Origin of the sequence: Blastococcus xanthinilyticus (genome assembly GCF_008124835.1) — a bacterium.
Lineage (GTDB): Bacteria > Actinomycetota > Actinomycetes > Mycobacteriales > Geodermatophilaceae > Blastococcus > Blastococcus xanthinilyticus.
In genome coordinates this window covers 374177-394660 of record NZ_VNHW01000003.1, presented here as the reverse complement: position 1 = coordinate 394660, position 20484 = coordinate 374177, and the positions used below count along the sequence as shown (strand labels likewise).

Annotated in this window: 23 protein-coding genes, 1 tRNA gene and 1 pseudogene; 19 read left to right on the top strand and 6 right to left on the bottom strand. The window is 75.9% G+C overall.

The genetic code is table 11. The features are described from left to right. The 12 genes and pseudogenes from BD833_RS07125 to BD833_RS07080 all read left to right on the top strand — a co-directional run. Positions 1 to 717: ABC transporter ATP-binding protein (locus tag BD833_RS07125; RefSeq protein ID WP_166532404.1), on the top strand; the 717-nt coding region annotated here is incomplete at its 5' end. Positions 718 to 855: 138 nt separating this feature from the next. Next, positions 856 to 1218, top strand: a complete 363-nt coding sequence (gene aroH, locus BD833_RS07120) for a chorismate mutase (protein ID WP_166532403.1) — start codon at positions 856 to 858, stop codon at positions 1216 to 1218. Further along, positions 1215 to 1907, top strand: coding sequence for a (d)CMP kinase (gene cmk / locus BD833_RS07115; protein ID WP_166532402.1), 693 nt, complete (start codon positions 1215 to 1217; stop codon positions 1905 to 1907). The genes aroH and cmk overlap by 4 nt, the downstream gene beginning before the upstream one ends. Continuing rightward, the gene (der, locus tag BD833_RS07110; RefSeq protein WP_166532401.1) at positions 1904 to 3250 is read left to right on the top strand and encodes a ribosome biogenesis GTPase Der; all 1347 of its coding nucleotides are present in this window, start codon (positions 1904 to 1906) and stop codon (positions 3248 to 3250) included. The genes cmk and der overlap by 4 nt, the downstream gene beginning before the upstream one ends. An 86-nt stretch (positions 3251 to 3336) precedes the next feature. Further along, positions 3337 to 3410: transfer RNA gene (locus tag BD833_RS07105), tRNA-Pro, on the top strand. A 106-nt stretch (positions 3411 to 3516) separates the two neighbouring features. Next, positions 3517 to 4044: pseudogene (locus BD833_RS23460) on the top strand (CoA transferase); the annotation flags it as partial. Between the two features lie 56 nt (positions 4045 to 4100). Continuing rightward, positions 4101 to 4295 (top strand): hypothetical protein, encoded by a 195-nt coding sequence (locus BD833_RS22910; protein ID WP_243737502.1) that lies wholly within the window; start codon positions 4101 to 4103, stop codon positions 4293 to 4295. Between the two features lie 142 nt (positions 4296 to 4437). Continuing rightward, the gene (locus BD833_RS22905; protein ID WP_243737501.1) at positions 4438 to 5028 is read left to right on the top strand and encodes a hypothetical protein; all 591 of its coding nucleotides are present in this window, start codon (positions 4438 to 4440) and stop codon (positions 5026 to 5028) included. Between the two features lie 90 nt (positions 5029 to 5118). Then, positions 5119 to 6186: a DUF2332 domain-containing protein gene (locus BD833_RS07095; RefSeq protein WP_166532399.1), complete on the top strand. Its 1068-nt coding sequence runs from the start codon at positions 5119 to 5121 to the stop codon at positions 6184 to 6186. A 97-nt stretch (positions 6187 to 6283) separates the two neighbouring features. Further along, entirely contained in the window at positions 6284 to 6883 is a 600-nt protein-coding gene (locus tag BD833_RS07090) for an AAA family ATPase (protein WP_166532398.1), read from the top strand. Then, entirely contained in the window at positions 6880 to 7362 is a 483-nt protein-coding gene (locus BD833_RS07085) for a VanZ family protein (protein WP_166532397.1), read from the top strand. The genes BD833_RS07090 and BD833_RS07085 overlap by 4 nt, the downstream gene beginning before the upstream one ends. Before the next feature lie 40 nt (positions 7363 to 7402). After that, complete coding sequence (locus tag BD833_RS07080; protein WP_166532396.1) at positions 7403 to 7996, top strand: 5-formyltetrahydrofolate cyclo-ligase; 594 nt, start codon at positions 7403 to 7405, stop codon at positions 7994 to 7996. A 39-nt stretch (positions 7997 to 8035) separates the two neighbouring features. On the opposite strand, the gene BD833_RS07075 is transcribed toward BD833_RS07080, so the two are convergent. From BD833_RS07075 to BD833_RS07050, 6 genes are all read right to left on the bottom strand, one after another. Next, on the bottom strand, positions 8036 to 9529 hold the full coding sequence (locus BD833_RS07075) for an aldehyde dehydrogenase family protein (RefSeq protein ID WP_166532395.1): 1494 nt from the start codon (positions 9527 to 9529) through the stop codon (positions 8036 to 8038). 98 nt (positions 9530 to 9627) lie between these two features. Beyond that, entirely contained in the window at positions 9628 to 10464 is an 837-nt protein-coding gene (folP, locus tag BD833_RS07070; protein WP_208092391.1) for a dihydropteroate synthase, read from the bottom strand. A gap of 62 nt (positions 10465 to 10526) precedes the next feature. Then, the gene (locus BD833_RS07065) at positions 10527 to 11168 is read right to left on the bottom strand and encodes a cyclodeaminase/cyclohydrolase family protein (RefSeq protein WP_243737500.1); all 642 of its coding nucleotides are present in this window, start codon (positions 11166 to 11168) and stop codon (positions 10527 to 10529) included. Then, positions 11165 to 12967: an aminodeoxychorismate synthase component I gene (gene pabB, locus BD833_RS07060; protein ID WP_166532393.1), complete on the bottom strand. Its 1803-nt coding sequence runs from the start codon at positions 12965 to 12967 to the stop codon at positions 11165 to 11167. The genes BD833_RS07065 and pabB overlap by 4 nt, the downstream gene beginning before the upstream one ends. Further along, positions 12967 to 13827 (bottom strand): bifunctional methylenetetrahydrofolate dehydrogenase/methenyltetrahydrofolate cyclohydrolase FolD, encoded by an 861-nt coding sequence (gene folD, locus BD833_RS07055; protein ID WP_166532392.1) that lies wholly within the window; start codon positions 13825 to 13827, stop codon positions 12967 to 12969. The genes pabB and folD overlap by 1 nt, the downstream gene beginning before the upstream one ends. A 97-nt stretch (positions 13828 to 13924) precedes the next feature. Beyond that, positions 13925 to 14788, bottom strand: a complete 864-nt coding sequence (locus BD833_RS07050; protein ID WP_166532391.1) for a methylenetetrahydrofolate reductase — start codon at positions 14786 to 14788, stop codon at positions 13925 to 13927. Positions 14789 to 15142: 354 nt separating this feature from the next. On the opposite strand from BD833_RS07050, the gene BD833_RS07045 reads away from it, so the two are divergent. From BD833_RS07045 to BD833_RS07015, 7 genes are all read left to right on the top strand, one after another. Further along, positions 15143 to 16741: a sensor histidine kinase gene (locus BD833_RS07045; RefSeq protein ID WP_166532390.1), complete on the top strand. Its 1599-nt coding sequence runs from the start codon at positions 15143 to 15145 to the stop codon at positions 16739 to 16741. Further along, complete coding sequence (locus BD833_RS07040) at positions 16738 to 17400, top strand: response regulator (RefSeq protein ID WP_166532389.1); 663 nt, start codon at positions 16738 to 16740, stop codon at positions 17398 to 17400. Before BD833_RS07045 ends, BD833_RS07040 begins: the two co-directional genes overlap by 4 nt. Positions 17401 to 17585: 185 nt before the next feature. Continuing rightward, entirely contained in the window at positions 17586 to 17885 is a 300-nt protein-coding gene (locus BD833_RS07035; protein ID WP_208092390.1) for a 2Fe-2S iron-sulfur cluster-binding protein, read from the top strand. A 194-nt stretch (positions 17886 to 18079) separates the two neighbouring features. Then, entirely contained in the window at positions 18080 to 18817 is a 738-nt protein-coding gene (locus tag BD833_RS07030; RefSeq protein ID WP_166532388.1) for an alpha/beta fold hydrolase, read from the top strand. Between the two features lies 1 nt (position 18818). After that, positions 18819 to 19100 carry a muconolactone Delta-isomerase family protein gene (locus tag BD833_RS07025; protein ID WP_166532387.1) on the top strand — a complete coding sequence of 94 codons (282 nt, stop codon included), beginning with the start codon at positions 18819 to 18821 and terminating at the stop codon, positions 19098 to 19100. A 62-nt stretch (positions 19101 to 19162) separates the two neighbouring features. After that, entirely contained in the window at positions 19163 to 19528 is a 366-nt protein-coding gene (gene ligA, locus BD833_RS07020; protein WP_166532386.1) for a protocatechuate 4,5-dioxygenase subunit alpha, read from the top strand. After that, a complete protein-coding gene (locus BD833_RS07015) occupies positions 19521 to 20378 on the top strand; it encodes a class III extradiol dioxygenase subunit beta (protein WP_166532385.1) in 858 nt (285 codons plus the stop codon). Before ligA ends, BD833_RS07015 begins: the two co-directional genes overlap by 8 nt. Positions 20379 to 20484 lie beyond the last annotated feature (106 nt).

Here is a 20484-nt window from a genome sequence, read left to right as displayed (position 1 = left end):
AAGATCCTGGACCTGGAGCCGTACCTGGACCGCAAGCCCAAGGCGTTGTCGGGTGGGCAGCGGCAGCGGGTGGCGATGGGGCGGGCGATCGTGCGCCAGCCGCAGGTGTTCCTGATGGACGAGCCGCTGTCCAACCTCGACGCCAAGCTGCGCGTGCAGACCCGCACCCAGATCGCCTCCCTGCAGCGCCGGCTGGGCATCACGACCGTCTACGTCACCCACGACCAGGTCGAGGCCATGACCATGGGCGACCGGGTCGCCGTCCTGAAGGACGGCCTCCTCCAGCAGGTCGGCACGCCCCGCGAGCTCTACGACCGGCCCGCCAACGCCTTCGTCGCCGGTTTCATCGGCTCCCCGGCCATGAACCAGCTCACCGTGCCAGTGGTGGACGGCGGCGTCGTCCTCGGTGACGCCGTCCAGCCGCTGGAGCGCGCCGTGCTCGGCCGGCTGCCCGGCTCCTCGGTGCTGCTGGGGGTCCGCCCGGAGGACCTGGAAGTCGCAGAGCACGGGCTGCCGGTGGAGGTCGACGTCGTCGAGGAGCTCGGCGCCGACGCCTTCCTGTACGGCCGCACCCGGGCCGGTGACGGTGAGCACCTGGTCACGGTGCGGGTCGACGGCCGGCGCCCGCCGGCCCCCGGCAGCACCGTCCACGTCGCGCCGCGGCCGGGCTCGCTCCACCTGTTCGACCCCGGCACCGGCGAGCGCCTGGCCGCCTGAGCCGGGGGCCCTCGCTCCGCCCGGCGGCCCGGACGCGGGCCGCCGGGCGGGAACTCCCGCGGGAGCGGTGGCGGGCGCTCCCTAGACTCGGCACAGGCATGCGGCGATCCGCGTGCCGACACCGATGGAGGAGAGTGCATGGCCGTCCGAGCCATCCGGGGCGCGACGCAGGTCGAGGCCGACGACCGGGACGAGGTGCTCGAGGCGACGCGGGAGCTGGTCAGCACGGTCATGGAGCGCAACGGCCTGGCCGCCGACGACCTGATCAGCATCCTGTTCACGGCCACGCCCGACCTGGTGTCGGAGTTCCCCGCGCTGGCCGCGCGGGAGCTGGGGCTGGGGGACGTGCCGCTGATGTGCGCCAGCGAGATCGCGGTGCCGCACGCGCTGCCGCGGGTGCTGCGCCTCATGGCCCACGCGGAGACGACGAGGGAGCGGGCCGAGATCAAGCACGTCTACCTGCGGGGCGCCGTCGCGCTGCGCCGGGACATCGCCCAGTGAGCGGCTTCCGCGGCCAGGTGACCCTCGACGGCCCGTCGGGCACCGGCAAGTCCAGCGTGGCGCGCGGCGTCGCCGCCCGCCTGGGGGCCGCCTACCTCGACACCGGCGCGATGTACCGGGCGGCCACCGTCGCGGTGCTGACCGCCGGGGCCGACCCGGCCGACGCCGAGGCGGTGGCCCGGGTGGTCGCCGCGGCACGCATAGAGGTGGGCACCGACGCCGCCACCGAGACGGTGCTGGTGGACGGCGTCGACGTGGCCGAGCGCATCCGCGGCGCCGAGGTCACCCGGGCGGTCTCGGCCGTCTCGGCGGTCCCCGCCGTGCGCCGGCAGTTGGTCGACCAGCAGCGGGCGCTGGTGGCCGGGGCCGACGCGGTCGTCGTGGAGGGTCGCGACATCGGCACCGTCGTGCTGCCCGACGCGACCGTGAAGATCTACCTGACCGCCGCACCCGAGGCCCGCGCCCAGCGGCGGGCCGCGCAGCTGGGTCTCTCCGCCCCGGCGGAGATCGCCGAGCTGGCCGCGGACCTGCGCCGGCGCGACGAGTTCGACAGCAGCCGGGCCGACAGCCCGCTGCGACCGGCGGCCGACGCGATCGTCGTCGACAGCACCGAGCTGGACCAGCAGGGCGTGGTGGCCCGGGTGGTCACCCTGGCCCGCGAGGCCGTGAGCGTGGGGGAGCGGGCATGACCGAGGAGAGCACGGGGCCGCTGCCCGTCGTCGCCATCGTCGGCCGGCCGAACGTCGGCAAGTCGACGCTGGTCAACCGGTTCCTGGGCCGGCGCGCCGCCGTCGTCCAGGACACCCCGGGCGTGACCCGCGACCGGATCGCCTACGAGGCGCTGTGGAACGGCAAGCGCTTCACCGTGGTCGACACCGGTGGCTGGGACCCCAAGGCCGCCGGCCTGGGTGCGTCGATCACCCGGCAGGCCGAGTACGCGATGAAGAGCGCCGACGTCATCGTCTTCGTCGTCGACAGCCAGGTGGGCGCCACCGAGACCGACCTGGCCGCCGCGCGGGTGCTCCGGCGCAGCGACCGGCCGGTGATCCTGGTCGCGAACAAGGTCGACGACGAGCGCAGCGAGGCCAACGCCGCCGAGCTGTGGAGCCTCGGTGTGGGGGAGCCGCACGCGGTCAGCGCCCTGCACGGGCGGGCCAGCGGTGACCTGCTCGACCTCGTCCTCGACGCGATGCCGGATGCCCCGCGCGAGCAGGACGAGGAGGGTGGCCCCCGCCGGGTGGCCCTCGTCGGCCGGCCGAACGTCGGCAAGTCCAGCCTCATCAACCGGCTGGCCAAGGAGGAGCGCTCGGTCGTCGACTCCGTCGCCGGCACCACCGTGGACCCGGTGGACTCGATCGTCTCCCTCGGCGGCGAGGAGTGGCGGTTCGTCGACACCGCGGGGCTGCGCCGCAAGGTCAACACCGCCAGCGGGATGGAGTACTACGCCAGCCTGCGCACGGAGGCGGCGATCCAGGCCGCCGAGGTCTGCGTCGTCCTGCTCGCCGCCGACGAGGTGATCAGCGAGCAGGACCAGCGCGTCATCACCCAGGTCGTCGAGTCCGGCCGCGCCCTGGTGCTGGCGTTCAACAAGTGGGACACCCTCGACGAGGACCGCCACCACCAGCTCGAGCGGGAGATCGACCGCGACCTCGCGCACGTGAAGTGGGCGACGCGGGTCAACATCTCGGCGTCCACGGGCCGGGGCGTGGGCAAGCTGGCCGACCACCTGCGGGCCGCGATCGCCTCGTGGGAGACCCGCGTGCCGACCGCCGAGCTGAACACCTTCGTGCGGGCGCTGGTGCAGGAGACGCCGCCGCCGGCCCGGGGTGGGCGCGCGCCGAAGATCAAGTACGTCACGCAGGCCGACGTCCGGCCGCCGCGGTTCGTGGTCTTCTCGACCGGCTTCCTGGAGGCCGGTTACCGCAGGTTCCTGCAGCGCAAGCTGCGCGAGCAGTGGGGCTTCCAGGGCACGCCGATCGAGGTCTCGGTGAAGGTGCGCGAGGGTCGGGACAAGGACGGGAAGCGCGGCTGACCACCGTCACGGGCCCCGGTGGCCGTGCGGTAACCTTCCGGGGCGGTCATCGCGCGACCAGGGTCTCCCCGGCAGGCGGTGGCACGCGGGCTGTAGCGCAGCTTGGTAGCGCACTTGACTGGGGGTCAAGGGGTCGCAGGTTCAAATCCTGTCAGCCCGACAGTGGCACGCATCGGCATCAGGGGCCGTACTCGGAGGAATCCGGGCACGGCCCCTGATCGCATTCCCGGACGGGCAACCCGCCGGGGACGGCAGGGGCGCCGGCGGTGAACCGGGTCCCGCCCGCCCGGCCGGGCGTCAGGCGGTCGGGAGCGACTCGCGCAGCGCGGCCTTCGGCAGCTTGCCGGTGCCGGTCTTCGGCATGGAGCCGACGAAGACGAGCTCGTCGGGCAGCCACCACTCGGCGACCAGCGGGGAGAGGTGCTCCCGGAGCAGTTCCGGGGTGGTCCGCGCGCGAAGGCCTGATCGTCGGCTACGAGGGCACCGGCATCCCCCCGGCGAGGCGCGGCAACCAGAACGACATCGCGCCCAACGGCATCTACCGCACGAAGGACGACCGCTGGATCGTCCTGCCGGCCAGCACGCCGAGCATGTGGACCCGGCTACGCGCCGTGCTCCGGCGGCAGGACCTCCTGGACACCCCGCGCTACCGGACCAACGCCGACCGCGTCCGCCACCGGGAGGAGCTGGAGGGCATCATCGGACGCGAGCTCGCCGGCCGCAGCTTCGACGACCTGTACCGGGCGCTCCGGGAGGCCGAGGTCGCCGTCGGCGCGGTGAACTCCGTCGCAGATCTCTTCGACGACGAGTCGGCGTGGGAGAACGGAACGCTGATCCGCGTCCCCGACGAGTGCCTGAACCGGACGTCGCGACGCCGGGCATCGTTCCGCACCTGTCCTCGACGCCCGGGGCCGTGCACCGCCCGGGACCGGAGCCGGGCGAGCACACGGCCACGGTGCTCGGGAAGCTGCTCGGCCTCACCGACGAGCGGATCGCGGACCTCCACCAGGCCGGGACGATCGCGACAGGTCCGCGGGCGGGCTGACCGCGCGCGCGTCCCTGCCTCCGCCGGGGGCCGTCGAACTCACAGCCGGCCGCGGGGGCTGCGCACAGCCGCGTCACAGGCAGCCTCCGCACGCTCAGCGGCGAGCGGCCGGAGCAGCCGGCCCGGATCGAGGAGAGATCCCGTGCGCACGAAGCTGATCATCGCCACGACCGCCGGGGCGCTCGCCCTGGGCGGCGGCCTGGCCGTTGCGGTCCCCGCGCTCGCCGACGAGGACGCCAGCCCGTCGGCTCCCCGCGAGGACCGGATCCGCGATGCCCTCGCGGGCCTGGTCGAGGACGGCTCGCTCACCGACGAGCAGGCCGGCGAGGTCGCCGCCACCCTGGCCGAGTCGGGTGAGGGCGGCCACGGCGGCCACGGCGGGCCCGGCGGCCACGGCGGCGGCCGGTTCGGCCTGTCGGTCGCGGCCACGGCGCTGGACCTGACCGAGGACGAGCTGCGCACCGCGCTGGAGTCCGACGGCACCTCGCTGGCCGACGTCGCCGAGCAGCAGGGCGTGGCGGTCGGCGCGCTGGTCGACGCCCTCGTGCAGGACCGGGAGGAGCGGATCGCGGAGGCCGTCGCGGACGGCGAGCTGACCCAGGAGCAGGCCGACGAGCGGCTCGCCGACCTCGAGGAGCGGATCACCGAACGGGTGAGCCGCGACGCCGTCGGCCCGCACGGCCGCGGCGGCCCCCGCGGCGACCGCGAGGGGGCCGACGACTCCGGCGACTGACCGCCCCCGCCGGCTCCGGGCGGCGCCGTCCCCGTCGCGGGACGGCGCCGTCCGCGTTCCTCCGCACCGTGTCCGGTTAACGTCCCGAAGGTGCCGCACCCGACCCCGCTCGCGGAGCGGTACCGGAGAGAGGGGGGGCGTCAGGCGGCCAGGGCGTCCGCGCTGCAGGGCGCGGTCGCGGTCGCCGTCGGGAAGTCCGTCGCTGCGCTGCGCGCGCTCGAGTCGGCACCGGTCCGCGCGCGGCAGCCGGCGGTGGTGCTCGCCGCCCTGCACGACCTCGCGCTCGCCGGCCGCGCTCCCGCGCTCGCCGCCGCCTACGCCGCCGGGGACGTCGACGCGGCCGCCGCCGCGGCGGTCGACGTGCTGCTGCGGCAGCCGGACGGCGTCCTCGCCCTCGCCGCCGGCCGCCGGGTGCGCACCGACGATCCCCAGCGCTGCGCCGTCCTGCACCCGGCCGTCGCCGAGGCGGCGCGCCGGGCCGGCGCGGACGCCGTCGGGCTCGTCGACCTGCTCTGCGCGGCCGGGTTCGGCCTCCAGGCCGACCGGGTCGGGATCACCTACGGGGACGGGCGGTCGCTGGGCGACCCGTCGTCGCCCGTGCAGCTGTCGGCGGGGGTCGTGGGGGACCGGCCGGTCCCGGCGACGGCCATGCCGCGGGTGGCAGCGCGGGTCGGGATCGACCGCGATCGGGTGGACGTCACCGTCGCCGACGGCGCCCGGTGGCTGCGGGCCTGCCTGGCGCCGGAGGCGCGGGAGCGGCGGGTCCGGCTGGACGCCGAGCTGGCGCTGACGGCCGCCGCCCCGCCGGTGCTGCTGCGTGGGGACCCGGTGGAGCTGCTGCCCGACGCCGTCGCGCGGGTGCCCGCGGACGCCCTGCCCGTCGTCACCACCACGTGGGCGCTGTCGCAGCTCACGCCCGGGCACCGGCAGCGCTTCCTGGACCGCCTCCGCGGGGCGGCGGCCGGCCGGCCCGTGGCGTGGGTGTCGGTGGAGGGCGTCGGGGTGGCGCCGGAGGTGCCGACGCTCGGCGACCGCCGGGCGTCCGGGCACAGCCTCATCGGGCTGACGGTGCTCGATGGCGGGGCGCCGCGCGCGGAGGTCCTGGGCCGCTGCTGGTCGCGCGGGCGCCTGCTGTCCTGGCCGGCCGGCGGCTCCTGAGCCGCGAGCCGCGCGGTTCCCAGCGATCTCCCAGGCCGCGCACGGGCCGCCCGGAGGTTCACCGGGCACCGTCGGGTCCCGACCCGAGGAGAAGCCCATGACCGCACTCGCGAGCCCCCACCGGTCGCCGGCCGGACGGGCCGGCCGCGGCCCGGTCCTGGTGGTGATCGGCGGGCTGCCGGGCAGTGGGAAGACCACGCTGCTCCGCCGGATCCTCCGCCCGGGGGTCGCCCCGCTGGACTCCGAGCAGGTGGCCGGGCGGCTGGGGAGGACCGGCCCGCTCTACCGGCTGCTCCGCCCGCTGGTGCACGTCCGGCACCGGGTGCGGGTCCTGCGCACGGTCGCCGGCGGAGCCCGGCTGGTCGTGCTCACCGACCCGTGGACCAGCCGGCGGTGGCGGGCGGCGGTGCTGCGCGCCGCCACCCGCGCGGGCCGGCGGGTGCGGGTGGTGCTGATCGATGCGCCGCCCGCCGCCGCGGTCGGAGGGCAGGTTGCCCGCGGCCGCACCCTCCCGCGGCGCCGGATGCGCCGGCACGTGCGGCGGTGGGCGCAGCTGCTGGCCGACGTCGCCGGCGCCGGAGCGGGGGCGGAGGTCGTCGTGGTCGGGCGCGGGGAGGCCCGGGCCCTCGACGCCGGTCAGGTGCTCGGCCCGCCGGCCGGGCTGCTCCCGGGCACGCACCGCCGGCCCGGGCCATGACTCCGCCCGCCGTCCGGCTGCCCGGCCGCCCGGGAGCGCGGACGCCGGGAACCTCGTCCCCGCCGTCGGCCCGAGCTGCCCTTGCCGTCCTGCTGACCGCGGCCCTCGCCGCGGTGGCCGCGGTGACGCTCACCCCCGAGGGGCGCGGCTGGGCGTGGGCCTCGCCGGCCGCCGAGCTGCGCTGGTACGCGACCGGGCTGGACTCCACGGCCACCGTGCTGCAGCTGGTGGGCAACGCGGGTCTGCTCGTGGTTCCGGCCGCGCTGGCGGTCCTGCTGTGGCTACCGCTGCGGCGCCCCGCCCGGCTGACGGCCGCGGCGCTCGCCGCGGGGGCGGGCATCGAGCTGCTCCAGCTGGTGCTCTCCGTCGGCCGGGTCGTGTCGCCGCTGGATGCGCTGCTCAACGCCGGGGGCGCGGTCGCGGCCGGGCTGCTGGTCACCTGGGGAGCCCGGCGGGGAGGCGTGCACCCGAGGGCCTGAGACCAGGGCCCACCCGGAGCACGGTCTCTATGCTGCCGGGATGGTCGAGCCCGATCCGGTCCTCGCGAAGGTCGAGCTGCGCGCGCGGCTGCTCGCCCGGCGGCGCGCCCGCCCGGCCGGCGAGCGGGTCGCCGCCGCCGATGCGGTGGCCACGGCGCTGCTCGAGGGCCTGGCCGGCGTCGGCACGCTGGCCGCCTTCGTCCCGGACGCCGACGAGCCGGGCACCGGCCGGCTGCCCGGCGGCTACGCCGCGCTCGGGGCCCGGGTGCTGCTGCCGGTCGTGCCCGACCGGGGGCGGGTCATGGACTGGGGCCTGTTCACCGGCGGGCTGGAGCCCGGCCGGTACGGGCTCTCCCACCCCACCGGCCCGCGGCTCGGTCCCGAGGCGATCGGGCAGGCCGACGCCGTGGTCGTGCCGGCGCTGGCGGTGGACCGCGCCGGGATCCGGCTGGGCCGGGGTGGGGGCTACTACGACCGGGCGCTGGTGCACGCCCGGCCCGACGCCGTGCTCGTCACGCTCGTCTTCGACGACGAGCGGGTCGACGAGCTGCCCGCCGAGGTGCACGACCGCCCCGTGACCGCGGTGGTCACCCCGTCCGGCGGCTGGCAGGCCCTGCCGCCGCCCGGCCGCTGAGGGCCGGCGGGGGAGCACCCCGCCGGCCCCCGGCGCAGGTCAGTGCGAGCCCTCGCCCGCCCCCGGGACCAGGTGCGCGATCGAGCGGGTGTCCTGGAAGGCCCGGATGCCCGCGATGCCCTGCTCACGGCCCATTCCGGACTGCTTCATGCCGCCGAACGGCGCCCGCAGGTCCAGCCGGGTGGCGCCGTGGTCGTTGACCCAGACGTAGCCGACCGCGAGCTGGGCCCCCAGCTGGTTGGCGGCATCGGTGTCCGCCGTCCAGACCGAGCCGCACAGCCCGCCCCAGGTGTCGTTCGCCAGCCGCACCGCCTCGGCGTCGTCGTCGTAGGGGATCACCGGGATGACCGGCCCGAACTGCTCCTGGGTGACCACCCGCAGCGCCGGGTCGGGGTCCACCACGATGGCCGGGCGCACGAAGTTGCCGTCGGCGAGCTCCCCACCGGGCAGCTCGCCGAACTCCAGCACCGTGGCGCCCGAGTCCCGCGCCTCCTCGATGATCTCCGTGACGAACGCTTTCTGCGCCGACTGGTGCAGCGGCCCCATCGTGGTGTCCTCGGCCAGGGCGTGGCCGAGGACGACCTTCTCCAGCCGGGCGGACAGCCCGGCCACCACCTCGTCCAGGCGGGAGCGGTGCACGTAGATCCGCTTGGCGGCCATGCAGATCTGGCCGGTGGTGTCGTAGATGCCGGCGTACAGCCGGTCCAGGTGCGCGTCGTCGAGGACGGCGTCGGCCCGGATGATCGCCGGGTCGTTGCCGCCCAGCTCGAGGGTGACGCGGGTGAGGCTGCGGGAGGCCATCTCCATCATCCGCTTGCCGCCGTTCACGCTGCCGGTGAAGCAGACCTTGGCGACGTCGGGGTTGTCGATCAGCGAGCCCATCTCGGTGTCCACGCCGGTCACGATGTTGAGCACGCCGGGGGGCAGCTTCTCGGCGACGCGCTGCACCAGGCGGGTGATCGCCAGCGGGGTGGTGGGCGGCGGCTTCACGACCGCCGTGTTCCCGGCCAGCAGGGCGTGGGGGAGCGCGGCGCCGAGGATCGCGATCGGCCAGTTGAAGGGCACGATGATGCTCACGACGCCCAGCGGCTGGTAGCCGACCGTGGTCTCGACCGGGATCCCTGGCGCTGGCGGCAGCACCGTGGCCTGGTCCACCTCCTCGGCGTGGGACAGCGCCAGCTGCCACCGGATCTCGAAGACGAGGGCGTCGACCCAGGACTCCATCCGGATCTTGCCGTTCTCCAGCGCGAGGATCCGCGCGTCCTCGTCGCGGTCGTCGGCGATGCCCTCGATGGCGGCGGCCATCGCGGCCGCCCGCTCGGTCGCCGGCATGGCCGACCACGCCGGGTAGGCGTCCTTGGCCGCCGCGACGGCCGCGGCCACGTCCTCCCTCGTCGCCGCGGCGGCGTGCCCGACGACGACGCCGGGCCGCGCCGGGTCGACGACGTCCAGGACGTCCGCGGTCGACCGGGCCTCCCCGCCGATGTAGAGCCCCGTCGTCACCGGAGCCGTGGTGCTCACCATGTCGGTCATGTGGACCGCCACCTCTCTGTGGGTTCCGTCGTTCTGTGGGTTCCGTCGTTCCCGGGGTGCCGGGTGGCATCCCGCTTCCGCGCCGCAGCGCGAGGTTCTCAGCCGCGGGTCAGCTGGGGGACCGCCTCCCTGCGCGGCACCGCTGCCGGATCGACCGCGGCGACCACGCGGACCGCGTCGGCGTTGCCGGGCACGTCGTGCACCCGCACGCCCCAGGCGCCGGCCCGGGCGGCGAGCACGGTGGTGGCCACGGTGGCGCTCTCCCGGGAGCCGGCCGGCCGCGGTTCCCCGGCCCCGTCGGCGAGCACGGCGCCCAGGAAGCGCTTGCGGGAGGCGCCCACGAGGACCGGCAGGCCGAGCCCGGTGAGCGCCGGCAGGCCGGCGAGGAGCGCGAGGTCGTGCTCGGGCCGCTTGGCGAAGCCGAGCCCGGGGTCGAGGACGAGCCGGTCGGGGGAGATCCCGGCCGCCAGGGCGGCGTCGATCCGGGCGCACAGCTCGCGGCGGACGTCGGCCACCACGTCGTCGTACACGGCGGCGGCGGCCATGTCGCGGCTGTGTCCCCGCCAGTGCATGAGCACCCAGGGCACCCCGGCCTCGCCGACGACCCGCGCCATGTCGGGGTCGGCGAGCCCGCCGCTGACGTCGTTGACCATGACCGCGCCGGCCTGGAGCGCCGCGGCCGCCACCCGCGCCCGGGTGGTGTCGACGCTCACCGGGATGCCCAGCCGGGAGAGCGCGGCGACCACGGGCAGCACGCGGCGGCACTCGGTCCCGGCGTCGACCCGCTGCGCGCCCGGGCGGGTCGACTCGCCGCCGACGTCGACGTAGTCGGCGCCCGCGGCGGCCATCGCCAGCCCGTGCCCGACCGCCGCCTCGACCGAGTCGTGCCGCCCGCCGTCGGAGAACGAGTCCGGCGTGACGTTCAGGATCCCCATGACTACGCACCGGCCGGGGCGGGCGATCCCGGCCGGAGCCCCGGCCCGCGGCCGCGGCACCGTCATCGCCGCATCAGCTCGCGCACCGCGGCCTCCACCCTCTCGGCGCGCCGCGCCAGCTCCTCGACCGCGGCCACCTCGGCGGCCAGGCCGGCGCGCGCCGCGTCGTCGTCGATGCCGGGGAGGTTGGCCTCCACGGACAGCCGGGCGGTGGTGGCGGCGGCGCGGGCCGCGGCGGTCGCCGCGGCGACGTCGCTGACCAGGTTCCGGTTGGCCACCGGCAGCACCCGCTCGGCCAGCGACACGAGCTCGGCGGCGATCCGCAGCACCGCCAGCGGCGGCCGGGTCGCCGCCAGCTGGGCCCGGGAGAGCCGCTCCTGCCGCTCGTCGGTCTCCTGGTCGGTGTCGTGCGGCAGCTTCATCGCGTCGGCGACGGCCCGGAACGCCGCCTCGTCGTCGGCGGCGGCCTGGAGGCAGGCGTCGCGCTGGGCGTCGGCGGCCGCCACGATCTCCGCCACGAGGTCGGCGTGCTCGTCGGCGGTGCTGAACCGGCCGACCATCGCGACCAGGGAGGCTGCCAGGGCCGCCTCGACGGCCGCCGTGGCGCCCGCGCCCGGGGCCGCCACGCGCGCGGAGAGCTGGCCGAGGAAGTCGCCGATCGACTGGCCGTCCAGCTCGTCGCGGTCCGGCGCCGTCCCGCTCACGGGGCGCCCACCGGGGCGCCGGCCGCCACGTCACCGCGCACCAGCCGGGCGGTGCGCCATCCGCGCAGCGAGCTCACCACCGCGACCTCCTCGGCAGCGTGCAGGTCGGCGGCGGTCAGGACGCGCTCGCGCAGCCGGCCGGCGTCCAGCAGCCGGCCCCGCTCGACGCCGGGCAGGCAGCCCGACGTCGTGGGCGGGGTCCACCACCGGCCGGCCAGCCGGACGGCGAGGTTCGCGATGGTGGTCTCGGTCAGCTCGCCGCGCTGGTTGACCAGCACGACGTCGTCGGCCTCGGGGTGCCGCAGCGCCCGGTTCAGGTAGACGTCGCGCCGGGTGCTCTTGTGCTGGAGCCAGGGGTCCCCGGCGTCGACGGGGTCGTCGTCCAGCGCCAGCCGCACCGGCCCGGCCGGCACCGGCGGGAGGGCCGACAGCTCCACCTCCACCTGCCCGTCGCGGGCGAGCAGGATCCGCACCCGGGCCGGGCCGGGGCGCCCGGCGACGGCGTCCCGCACCGCGGCCAGGACCTCGGCGGGCTCGACCCGGTAGCCGGCCCAGCCGGCGGAGTCGGCCAGCCGGGCGAGGTGCCGGTCGAGGTTGCGCAGCCCCTGGCCGGGAAGCAGCGCGACGGTCTCCAGCAGCCGGTGCTCGGTGACGTCGAGCGCGAGGACGGCGGCCTTGGCCCGCAGCTCTGCGCGCTCCCGCGCGGCGTCGGACCCCCAGGTGATGCCGCCGCCGGCCCCGTACACGGCCTGCCCGGTGCCCCGGTCGGCCACGACGGTCCGGATGGCGACGTTGAACCGGGCCCGGAACGGCGCCGACGGCGGCGCGACCAGCCCGACCGCGCCGCAGTAGACGCCCCGCGGGGTCGGCTCGAGCTCGTCGATCAGCCGCATGGTGCGCTGCTTGGGGGCGCCGGTGACCGAGCCGCACGGGAACAGCGCCCGGAACAGGTCCAGCAGGCCGGTGCCGGCCGGCACCCGGGCGCTCACCTGCGAGGTCAGCTGCCAGACCGTGGGGTAGCGCTCCAGGGTGAACAGCTCGTCCACGGCCACGCTGCCGAGCTCGGCGATCTTGCCCAGGTCGTTGCGGAGCAGGTCGACGATCATGAGGTTCTCCGCCTGCTCCTTGCTGCTGGACCGCAGGCGGCGGCTGTGCTCCCGGTCCTCGGCGGTGCTCCGCCCGCGCGGGGCGGTGCCCTTCATCGGCCGGGTGCGGACGACGTCGCCGGCCCACTCGAAGAACAGCTCGGGGCTGGCGCTGGCGACGACGTGCCGGCCGAGGTCCAGGTAGGCGTTGTGGGCGCCGCGCTGGGCCAGCGCCAGACGGGCGTAGAGCTGCTCGAGGTCCCCGCCGACCGTCGCGCGCAGCCGGTCGGTGAGGTTGCACTGGTAGGTCTCACCGGCGGCGATGTGCTCCCGGACCGTGGCCACCGCGGCGGCGTGCTCGGCGTCGGTCCAGTCCGCCGTCCAGTCCGCCGTGCCGGGCCCGGCGGGCGGCGCCGCCGCGTCCGGCGGCCCGACCGGCGGGACCGGCCGGGGCTCGTCGCAGAGCCCGAACCACACCAGCGGGGGCTCCCCGGGCCCTGCGGGGCGGCCCGGCAGCCGCGGATCCAGGCCGGCGGCCGCCTCGTAGGCCACGTACCCGAACGCCCAGCTCCCGGCGTCCGTGGCGTCGTGGACCTGCTGGAGCACGCCGGCGACCTCGTCCGGCCGCGTCGCGACCAGGACCCGCGACGGCGGTGGGCAGCGCAGGGCCGTGCCCGACCGGAGGTCGTCGAAGCGCGCCCACGGCCCGCTCATCAGCCCTCGATGCCCTGCTGCACCCGGGCCGCGGTGAGGGTGTTGGCCAGCAGCATCGCGATCGTCATCGGCCCGACCCCGCCGGGCACCGGCGTGATCGCGCCCGCCACCTCGGCCACCGCGTCGAAGTCCACGTCGCCGTGCAGCCCGTCCTCGCCGCGGTGGATGCCGACGTCGATGACGGTGGCGCCGGGCTTGATCCCGTCGGCGCCGACCAGCCCGGGGATGCCCGCGGCGACGACGAGCACGTCAGCGCGCCGGCAGACCTCGGCGAGGTCGCGGGTGCGGGAGTGCGCCATCGTCACGGTCGCGTTCGCGCCGAGCAGCAGCTGGGCCATCGGCTTGCCGACCAGCACCGAGCGGCCGACGACGACGGCCTCGGCGCCCGACAGCGGGACGTCGTACTCCTCGAGCAGCGTCATCACGCCGGCCGGCGTGCAGGGCCGGAGCGCGGCGCGGCCCTGGGCGAGCCGGCCGGCGTTGAGGACGGTCAGCCCGTCGACGTCCTTCTCCGCCGGGATGCGGGCGAGCAGCGCGTCGGAGTCGAGGTGCCCGGGCGTGGGCAGCTGCAGCAGGATGCCCGAGACCGCCGGGTCGGCGGCCAGCTCGTCGACGAGCGCGGCGGCGGTCTCCTGGTCGACGTCCCCGGGCAGGTGGCGGTGCAGGTCCTGCATCCCGGCCGCGGCGCTGAGCCGCCGCTTGTTGCGGACGTAGACCTCCGAGGCCGGGTCCTCCCCGATGAGGACCGTCGCCAGGCCGGGGGCGGCCCCGCCGGCGGCGACCAGCCGCTCCACGCCCAGGGCGACCTCGTCGCGGACCTTCTTCGCGACGGCGGTGCCGTCGATGATGCGGGCGGTCACCGGTCGGGCCGGGGGGTGCGGGGCCGGGTGGTCGTCATGTTCCTCCGGTCGGAAGGAGGGCCGGCCCCTGTGCCGGCCCTCGGGGACGCGCGGGACCTCAGGCGAGGTCGGTGAGCATCTTCTGCCGCCACGCCTCGGTGGGGGCCAGGTCGTTGAACGTGAACACGTGGAAGCCCTCGAGGTGGTTGTCCGGCTTGCCGATGTGCGGGGCCAGACCCTTGATGATCTTGTCAGGGCTGTAGCCGCCGGGCACGAAGAACCGCCAGAGGAGGGTCTGCTGCTTCTTCAGGAACTTGGCCGACTCGCCGATGCCCAGCCCGCCGGAGACCCGCAGCAGCTTCTGCCGGTGCACCGCGCCCGGGACGCCCACGTGCACCGGCAGCTCGATCCCGCGCCGGGCGAGCTCGCGGGCCCAGCGCAGGATCACGGCAGGGTCGAAGACGATCTGGGTCTTGATGTGGGTGGCCAGGGCCGCCTTGTCCTTCAGTGCCTGGAAGAGCACGTCCTCGGAGACGGCCGGGTGCCCCTCCGGGTGGCCGCCGATGCCGATCTCGGTGAACCCGTGGTCGAGCTCGTGCAGGGCGACGAGGAGGGCGTGGGCGTCCTGGAACTCGGTGGGCGTCTCCGCGGGGTCACCGCCCACGACGAAGACGTCGGAGATCCCGGCCTCCCGGCAGCGCGCCACGATGTCGGCCAGGTGGCCGCGGTCCCGGACCTGCTGGGCCGACAGGTGCGGAGCCACGGCGTACCCGTGGCCGGCCAGCGCGACGGTGAGGTCGATCGTGGCGTCCTGCCCCTTGGCCGGGGACGCGGTGACGGTGAGCCGCACGTCCTTCGGCACGTGCGCGAGGACCTGCTCCTGGGTCTTCTTGAAGGGGATCACCTCGTAGCCGAGGTCCTCGAACGTCCGCCTCAGCGAGGCGCGGGTGGCCGTGTCGCGGACGGTCAGCGCTCGCTTCACCTGGTGTCTCCCTCTGCGTGGGTCCGCCGCGGGGTCCCGCGGCGGCCGTCGTCGGCATGCTCCGACGGGTACCCGGAGGGGCTCGTCGGGCATACCTGCCCCGGCACGTCGATCGTGACCTGGGACACCCGTCGGGGGAGACGGAGATATGGCGGCACCCGGAACGCCGGATCGGCGGCCGGGCCTACGTCAATCGTCGCGGTCGGGCCGGGAGGCGGGCCTCCGGTCGGGCACCGGGGCCGCCCGGACGGGTGGGGCCGTCCGTCCGCCGCACGCCGGGCACCCGCGACGTGTCAGCATCTGTGCAGTGCCTGGGAACGGCGGTTCCGCGGCGGGAGCAGGGGAGGGATGCGGGTGACGAGAGCAGCGCGAGCGGCCGTCGGCACGGCCGGGGTTCCCCGCACCTCGCCGGAGCAGGTGCTGGAGCACGCGCCCGACGGGCTCGCCGTCATCGACGCCGACGCCCGGTTCGTCGACGCCAACCCCGCCGCCGTCGCCCTGTGCGGGGTGGACCCGGACCGCCTGGTCGGCGTCCGGTCCCCGTTCCCCGTGCCCGACGACGACGCGCCGGCCACGCGGCCGGGCGAGCTGACCGTGGCCTGGGAGCGGCTGCCGGGCCAGCGGTGCGAGTTCGCCTACGTCGTCGCGCCGGTTCCCGGGCAGCGGCGGTGGATCGTCTCCTTCCGCGACGTGACGCTCAGCCGGCTGCGCGAGCGCCGCCTGGCCGCGATCGCCAAGGCGGCCTCCAACGTCGCGTCCAAGCGCTCGCTGGTCGGCACCCTGGAGGCGCTGGCCCAGGAGGTCGCGCGCACCGATGCCCTCGCCGGGGCCCAGGTCCTGACCGTCAACTCCTCGGGCGACCGGCTGCACGTCATGGGCGTGGCGGGCTTCGGCCGCGAGGTGCCCTTCTTCGAGGGGCTGATGGAGTGCCGGGCGCTGGGCGCCCGCCTCATGATGCTCGAGGCCCTGGAGAGCCGGCAGCCGCTCGTCGCGCCCAACCGGTACGAGGCGGTGATGCAGGATCCGACGTGGCGCCCGCTGCACGAGGTCATGCGGCACCCGCGGTGGGACTGGTTCGTGAGCGTGCCGCTGCTGGCCCGCGGCGAGCCGGTCGGCATCCTCAACGCGTTCTTCGCCCCCGGTCAGGTCGTGGGCGACACCGAGCTGGAGTTCCTCCTGGCGATGGCCGAGCAGGCCGCGATGGCCGTGGACCACGCGGCCCTCATGGAGCGGGAGCGGGACGTCGCCCGGCGCGAGGAGCGGCAGAAGCTGGCCCGCGACCTGCACGACTCGGTGGTGCAGCAGGTCTTCTCGATGATGATGCAGGCGCGGTCGCTGGGCGTGCTGGTCGCCCGCGGGCTGCCGCCCGGCCCCGAGAAGGTGGCGCAGGTCGCCGACGACCTCAGCACCAGCGCCGAGGACGTGCTGGCCGACCTCCGCGGGATGGTGGTCGAGCTGCGCCCGGCGGCGACGACGGCGGCCGGGCTGGCGTCGGCCCTGCGGTCGCTGGTGGACACGACGGCGGCCCGGACCGGCCTGGAGGTGTCGCTGGAGATCGACGACCCGGGTGCGGAGATGACCGCGCTCGACGCCGACCTCCTCGAGGACGTCTACCGCGTCGTCGCCGAGGCCCTGCACAACAGCGTCAAGCACGCCGGTCCGGCGGCGATCCGCGCCCGGCTCGCGGTGGTGTCCCACGGCCGCCGCCGCCGGCTGGTCGCCGAGGTCACCGACGACGGCTGCGGCATGGGCTCGGCGAGCACCCCCGCCGCCGGTGACGGCTCCGCGTCCAGCGGGTTCGGCATGACCGTCATGCGGGAGCGCGCGGCGCGCTGGGGCGGCAGCGTCCGGGTCCGCCGGCCGGCCACCGGAGGCACGAGCGTGCGGCTGACCCTGCCGCTGCCCACCTCCCTGTCCGTGCAGCCGGCGTCCGGCGCGGAGGGAGCCCCGTGACCGGACCGGACCCGATCCGGGTGCTCGTCGTCGACGACCACGCGGTGGTGCGCCGCGGCGTGGTCGCCTACCTCGAGGCGCTGGAGGACGTCGACGTGGCCGGCGAGGCCGGTGACGGGCAGGAGGCGCTGGACGTGCTGGCCCGGGCCGCCGCGCACGGCGAGCTCCCCGACGTCGTGCTGATGGACCTCCAGATGCCCGGCATGGACGGGGTGACCGCGACCGGCGAGGTGCTCCGCCGCTTCCCGCAGCTGAAGGTGGTCATCCTGACCAGCTTCGGGGAGACCGAGCGGGTGCACGCGGCACTGGAGAGCGGCGCCTCGGGCTACCTGCTCAAGGACGCCCGGCCCGCGGAGGTCGATGCCGCCCTCCGCGCGGCCGTCCGCGACGAGGTCTTCCTCGACGCCGCGGTCACCCGCCGGCTGACGCAGGAGATGCGGGCGCCGCGGACGGGGCTCGGCGTGCTGACCGCCCGCGAGAAGGAGGTGCTGATCCTCATCGCGGAGGGCCGCTCCAACAAGGACATCGCCCGGCATCTCGTCATCAGCGAGCGGACGGCGCGCACGCACGTCAGCCACCTGCTCACCAAGATGGGGCTCAGCTCGCGGACGCAGGCGGCCCTGCTGGCGGTCAAGGAAGGGCTCGTCCAGCCCCGGTGACGGCCCGGCCCGCTGCGGCGCCGCGCCCTCCTCGCGTCATTTGTCGCTCCCGCCGCGCGACAGGGGCATCGGCCGGCTCCGTCAACCGGGCGATACGCCGGAGTTCCGCCGGGCCTAGCGTGGACGGCGGCCGGTCGCCGGGGCCCTGCCTCCCGCGGCCCGGCCGGACGACGGAGGAGGACCGCGTGACCGCCGCTCGGCACCCCGGAGCAGACGCCGGCACGCTCCGGGTCGAGTGCGCCGCCGCCGCCGTCCACCTCCTCGTCCGGCCGGGGACCTCGATCCTCGAGGCGGTGCGCCGGGCGGGGCTGGAGGTGCCCGCCGCCTGCGCCGACGGCCGCTGCGGGGCATGCGAGACCCGCGTGTTCGAGGGCGAGCCGGACCACCTGGACGACGTCCTGTCCGCCGACGAGCGCGCGTGCGGGGAGACGATGATGATCTGCGTGTCCCGCGGGCGCACGCCGCGGCTGGTCCTCGACCTCTGACCTCTGACCACGGACCTCTGACACCGCCCACCCCCGGCGGGGGAGAGGCACGACGGATGACGTAGGCGCCCCGCGTCGCGGCGGTGGCCACGTCGTGACATCGGTCCGATCCGGTCCGTCCGGGTCCTGCCTAGCGTGAGCCGGTGGGGTGGACAACCCGTCCGGTCCGCCCGAGTCGCCGAGGAGGCCAGCGCATGACCACGTTCGTCCTCGTGCACGGGGCATGGCACGGGGGCTGGTGCTGGGACCGGGTCGCCGCGCCGCTGCGCGCGGCCGGGCACGAGGTGCACGCCCCCACGCTCACCGGGCTCTCCGAGCGCGCCCACCTGCTCTCCCCGATGGTCGGGCTGGACACGCACGTCGAGGACGTCGTCCGGCTGATCGACGTCCTGGGGCTCACCGACGTCGTCCTGGTCGGGCACAGCTACGCCGGCCAGGTCGTGACCGCCGTCGCCGACCGCCGTCCGGGCGCGATCGCCCGGCGGGTGTACCTCGACGCGTTCGTGGGCGCCGACGGCGAGGCGGCCCGCGACCTGCTCCCGGAGACGGTGGAGCACCACTGGGCGGAGTCGGCCGCGGAGCAGGGCTTCGGCTGGCTGGTGCCGGTGCGCCGGCTCTCGGTGCTGGGGGTGACCGAGCAGGCCGACGTCGACTGGCTGACCCCGAAGCTCACGCCGCACCCCTGGAAGACCTACACCGATCCGCTGCGGCTGACCGGCGCGGTCGACGGCGTCCCGGCGGCCTTCGTCGAGTGCACCGACTGGATGCGGGTGTTCGCCGCCCAGGCGGACCGCGCGCGGGCGAGGGGGTGGCCGGTGCACGAGCTGCACACCGGCCACGAGGCCATGGTCACCGCGGCCGGCGAGCTGGCCGAGCTGCTGGACCGGCTGGCGCAGCGGGCGCCGGCCGGCACGACGACAGGAGAGGCCTGAGATGGAGTTCCTCGTCCGATCGGAGAACCGGCTGCCCGCCGACACGCCGGCGGAGCGGCGGGAGGAGCTGCGGGCGGGCGAGCGGGCCCGCGCCATGGAGCTGCGCGCCGAGGGCGTCCTGAAGCGCCTGTGGCGGGTGCCCGGCCGGAACGCGACCATCGGTCTGTACGAGGCGGCGGACCCCGCCGCGCTGCACGACGCCCTGATGTCCCTGCCCATGGCGCCGTGGCTGGACGTGCACGTGGAGGCCCTGGCCACCCATCCGCAGGAGCGGACGTCGTGACGGCGACCGCGACGCCGATCCCGACCACGATCCCGCCCCTGACGCCGACCGAGGGAACCCCGATGAGCACGAACGAGACGGGCGGCCGGCTGACCGTGCCGGGCACGCCGATCTTCGACGGGCAGACCAGCCGGCGCGGGCTGCGCCTGAACAAGATGCTGATGAGCTTCCGGTCGGCGGACAACCGCGAGCGCTTCTCCGCCGACGAGGCCGGCTACTGCGCGGAGTTCGGCCTCGCCCCCGAGCAGACGCAGGCCGTGCTGGACCGCGACTGGACGGCGATGATCGACCTCGGCGGCAGCATCTTCTACGTCTACAAGCTGGCCATGATGGACGGCCGGTCGATGCAGTACCTGGGGGGCGTGTTCACCGGCATGACCGAGGAGGAGTTCGCCGCGGAGCTGAAGTCGGGTGGTCGACGTGGCTGAGGTGATCTGGGGTCTGGCGACCTCGCACGTGCCCTCGATCGGTGCGGCGATGGACCGCGGCAAGACCGAGGCCCCGCACTGGAAGGACCTCTTCGACGGTTACGCGCCGGCCCGGGCGTGGCTGGCCGAGCACCGGCCGGACGTCGCGATCGTCGTCTACAACGACCACGCCAACGGCCTGGACCTGGACATCGTCCCGACGTTCGGGATCGGGACGGCCGACCGCTACGACGTCGCCGACGAGGGGTACGGCCCCCGCCAGGTGCCCGACGTCGTCGGCCACCCCGACCTGTCGCTGCACCTGCTGGAGAGCCTGGTCGACGAGGGCTTCGACCTCACCGTCTTCCAGGAGCTCGAGGTCGACCACGGCCTGACGGTGCCCCTGTCGGTGTGGACGCCGGACCCGGGCGACGCCTGGCCCTGCCCGGTCGTGCCCATCCTGGTCAACGTCATCCAGTACCCGCAGCCGACCGCCGCCCGCTGCTACGCCCTCGGGCAGGCCCTGGGCCGGGCGATCGCCGGCTACCCGGAGGACATCACCGTCGGCATCCTCGGGACCGGTGGCATGTCCCACCAGCTCGCGGGCGCCCGGGCCGGCTTCATCAACCCCGAGTTCGACCGGATGTGGCTGGAGAAGATCCAGACCGACCCCGCCGCGCTGGCCGGCCTGAGCCGCGAGGAGCTCATCCGGCAGGCCGGCTCCGAGGGCATCGAGCTGATCATGTGGCTGATCATGCGGGGGGCGATGCACGACGAGGTGGCGCGGATCCACTCGCACTACTTCGTGCCGGCGTCCAACACCGCGGCGGGCGTCGCGCTCTTCGACAACCGGCAGGGCGCGCCCGCCTGATCGTCCGTCGACTTCGCGCCGGGGCTCCCGGGACGGCTCGTCCCGGGAGCCCCGTCGTGCGTCAGCGGGTGCGGTGTCAGCGGGTGCGGTGTCAGCGGGTGCGGTG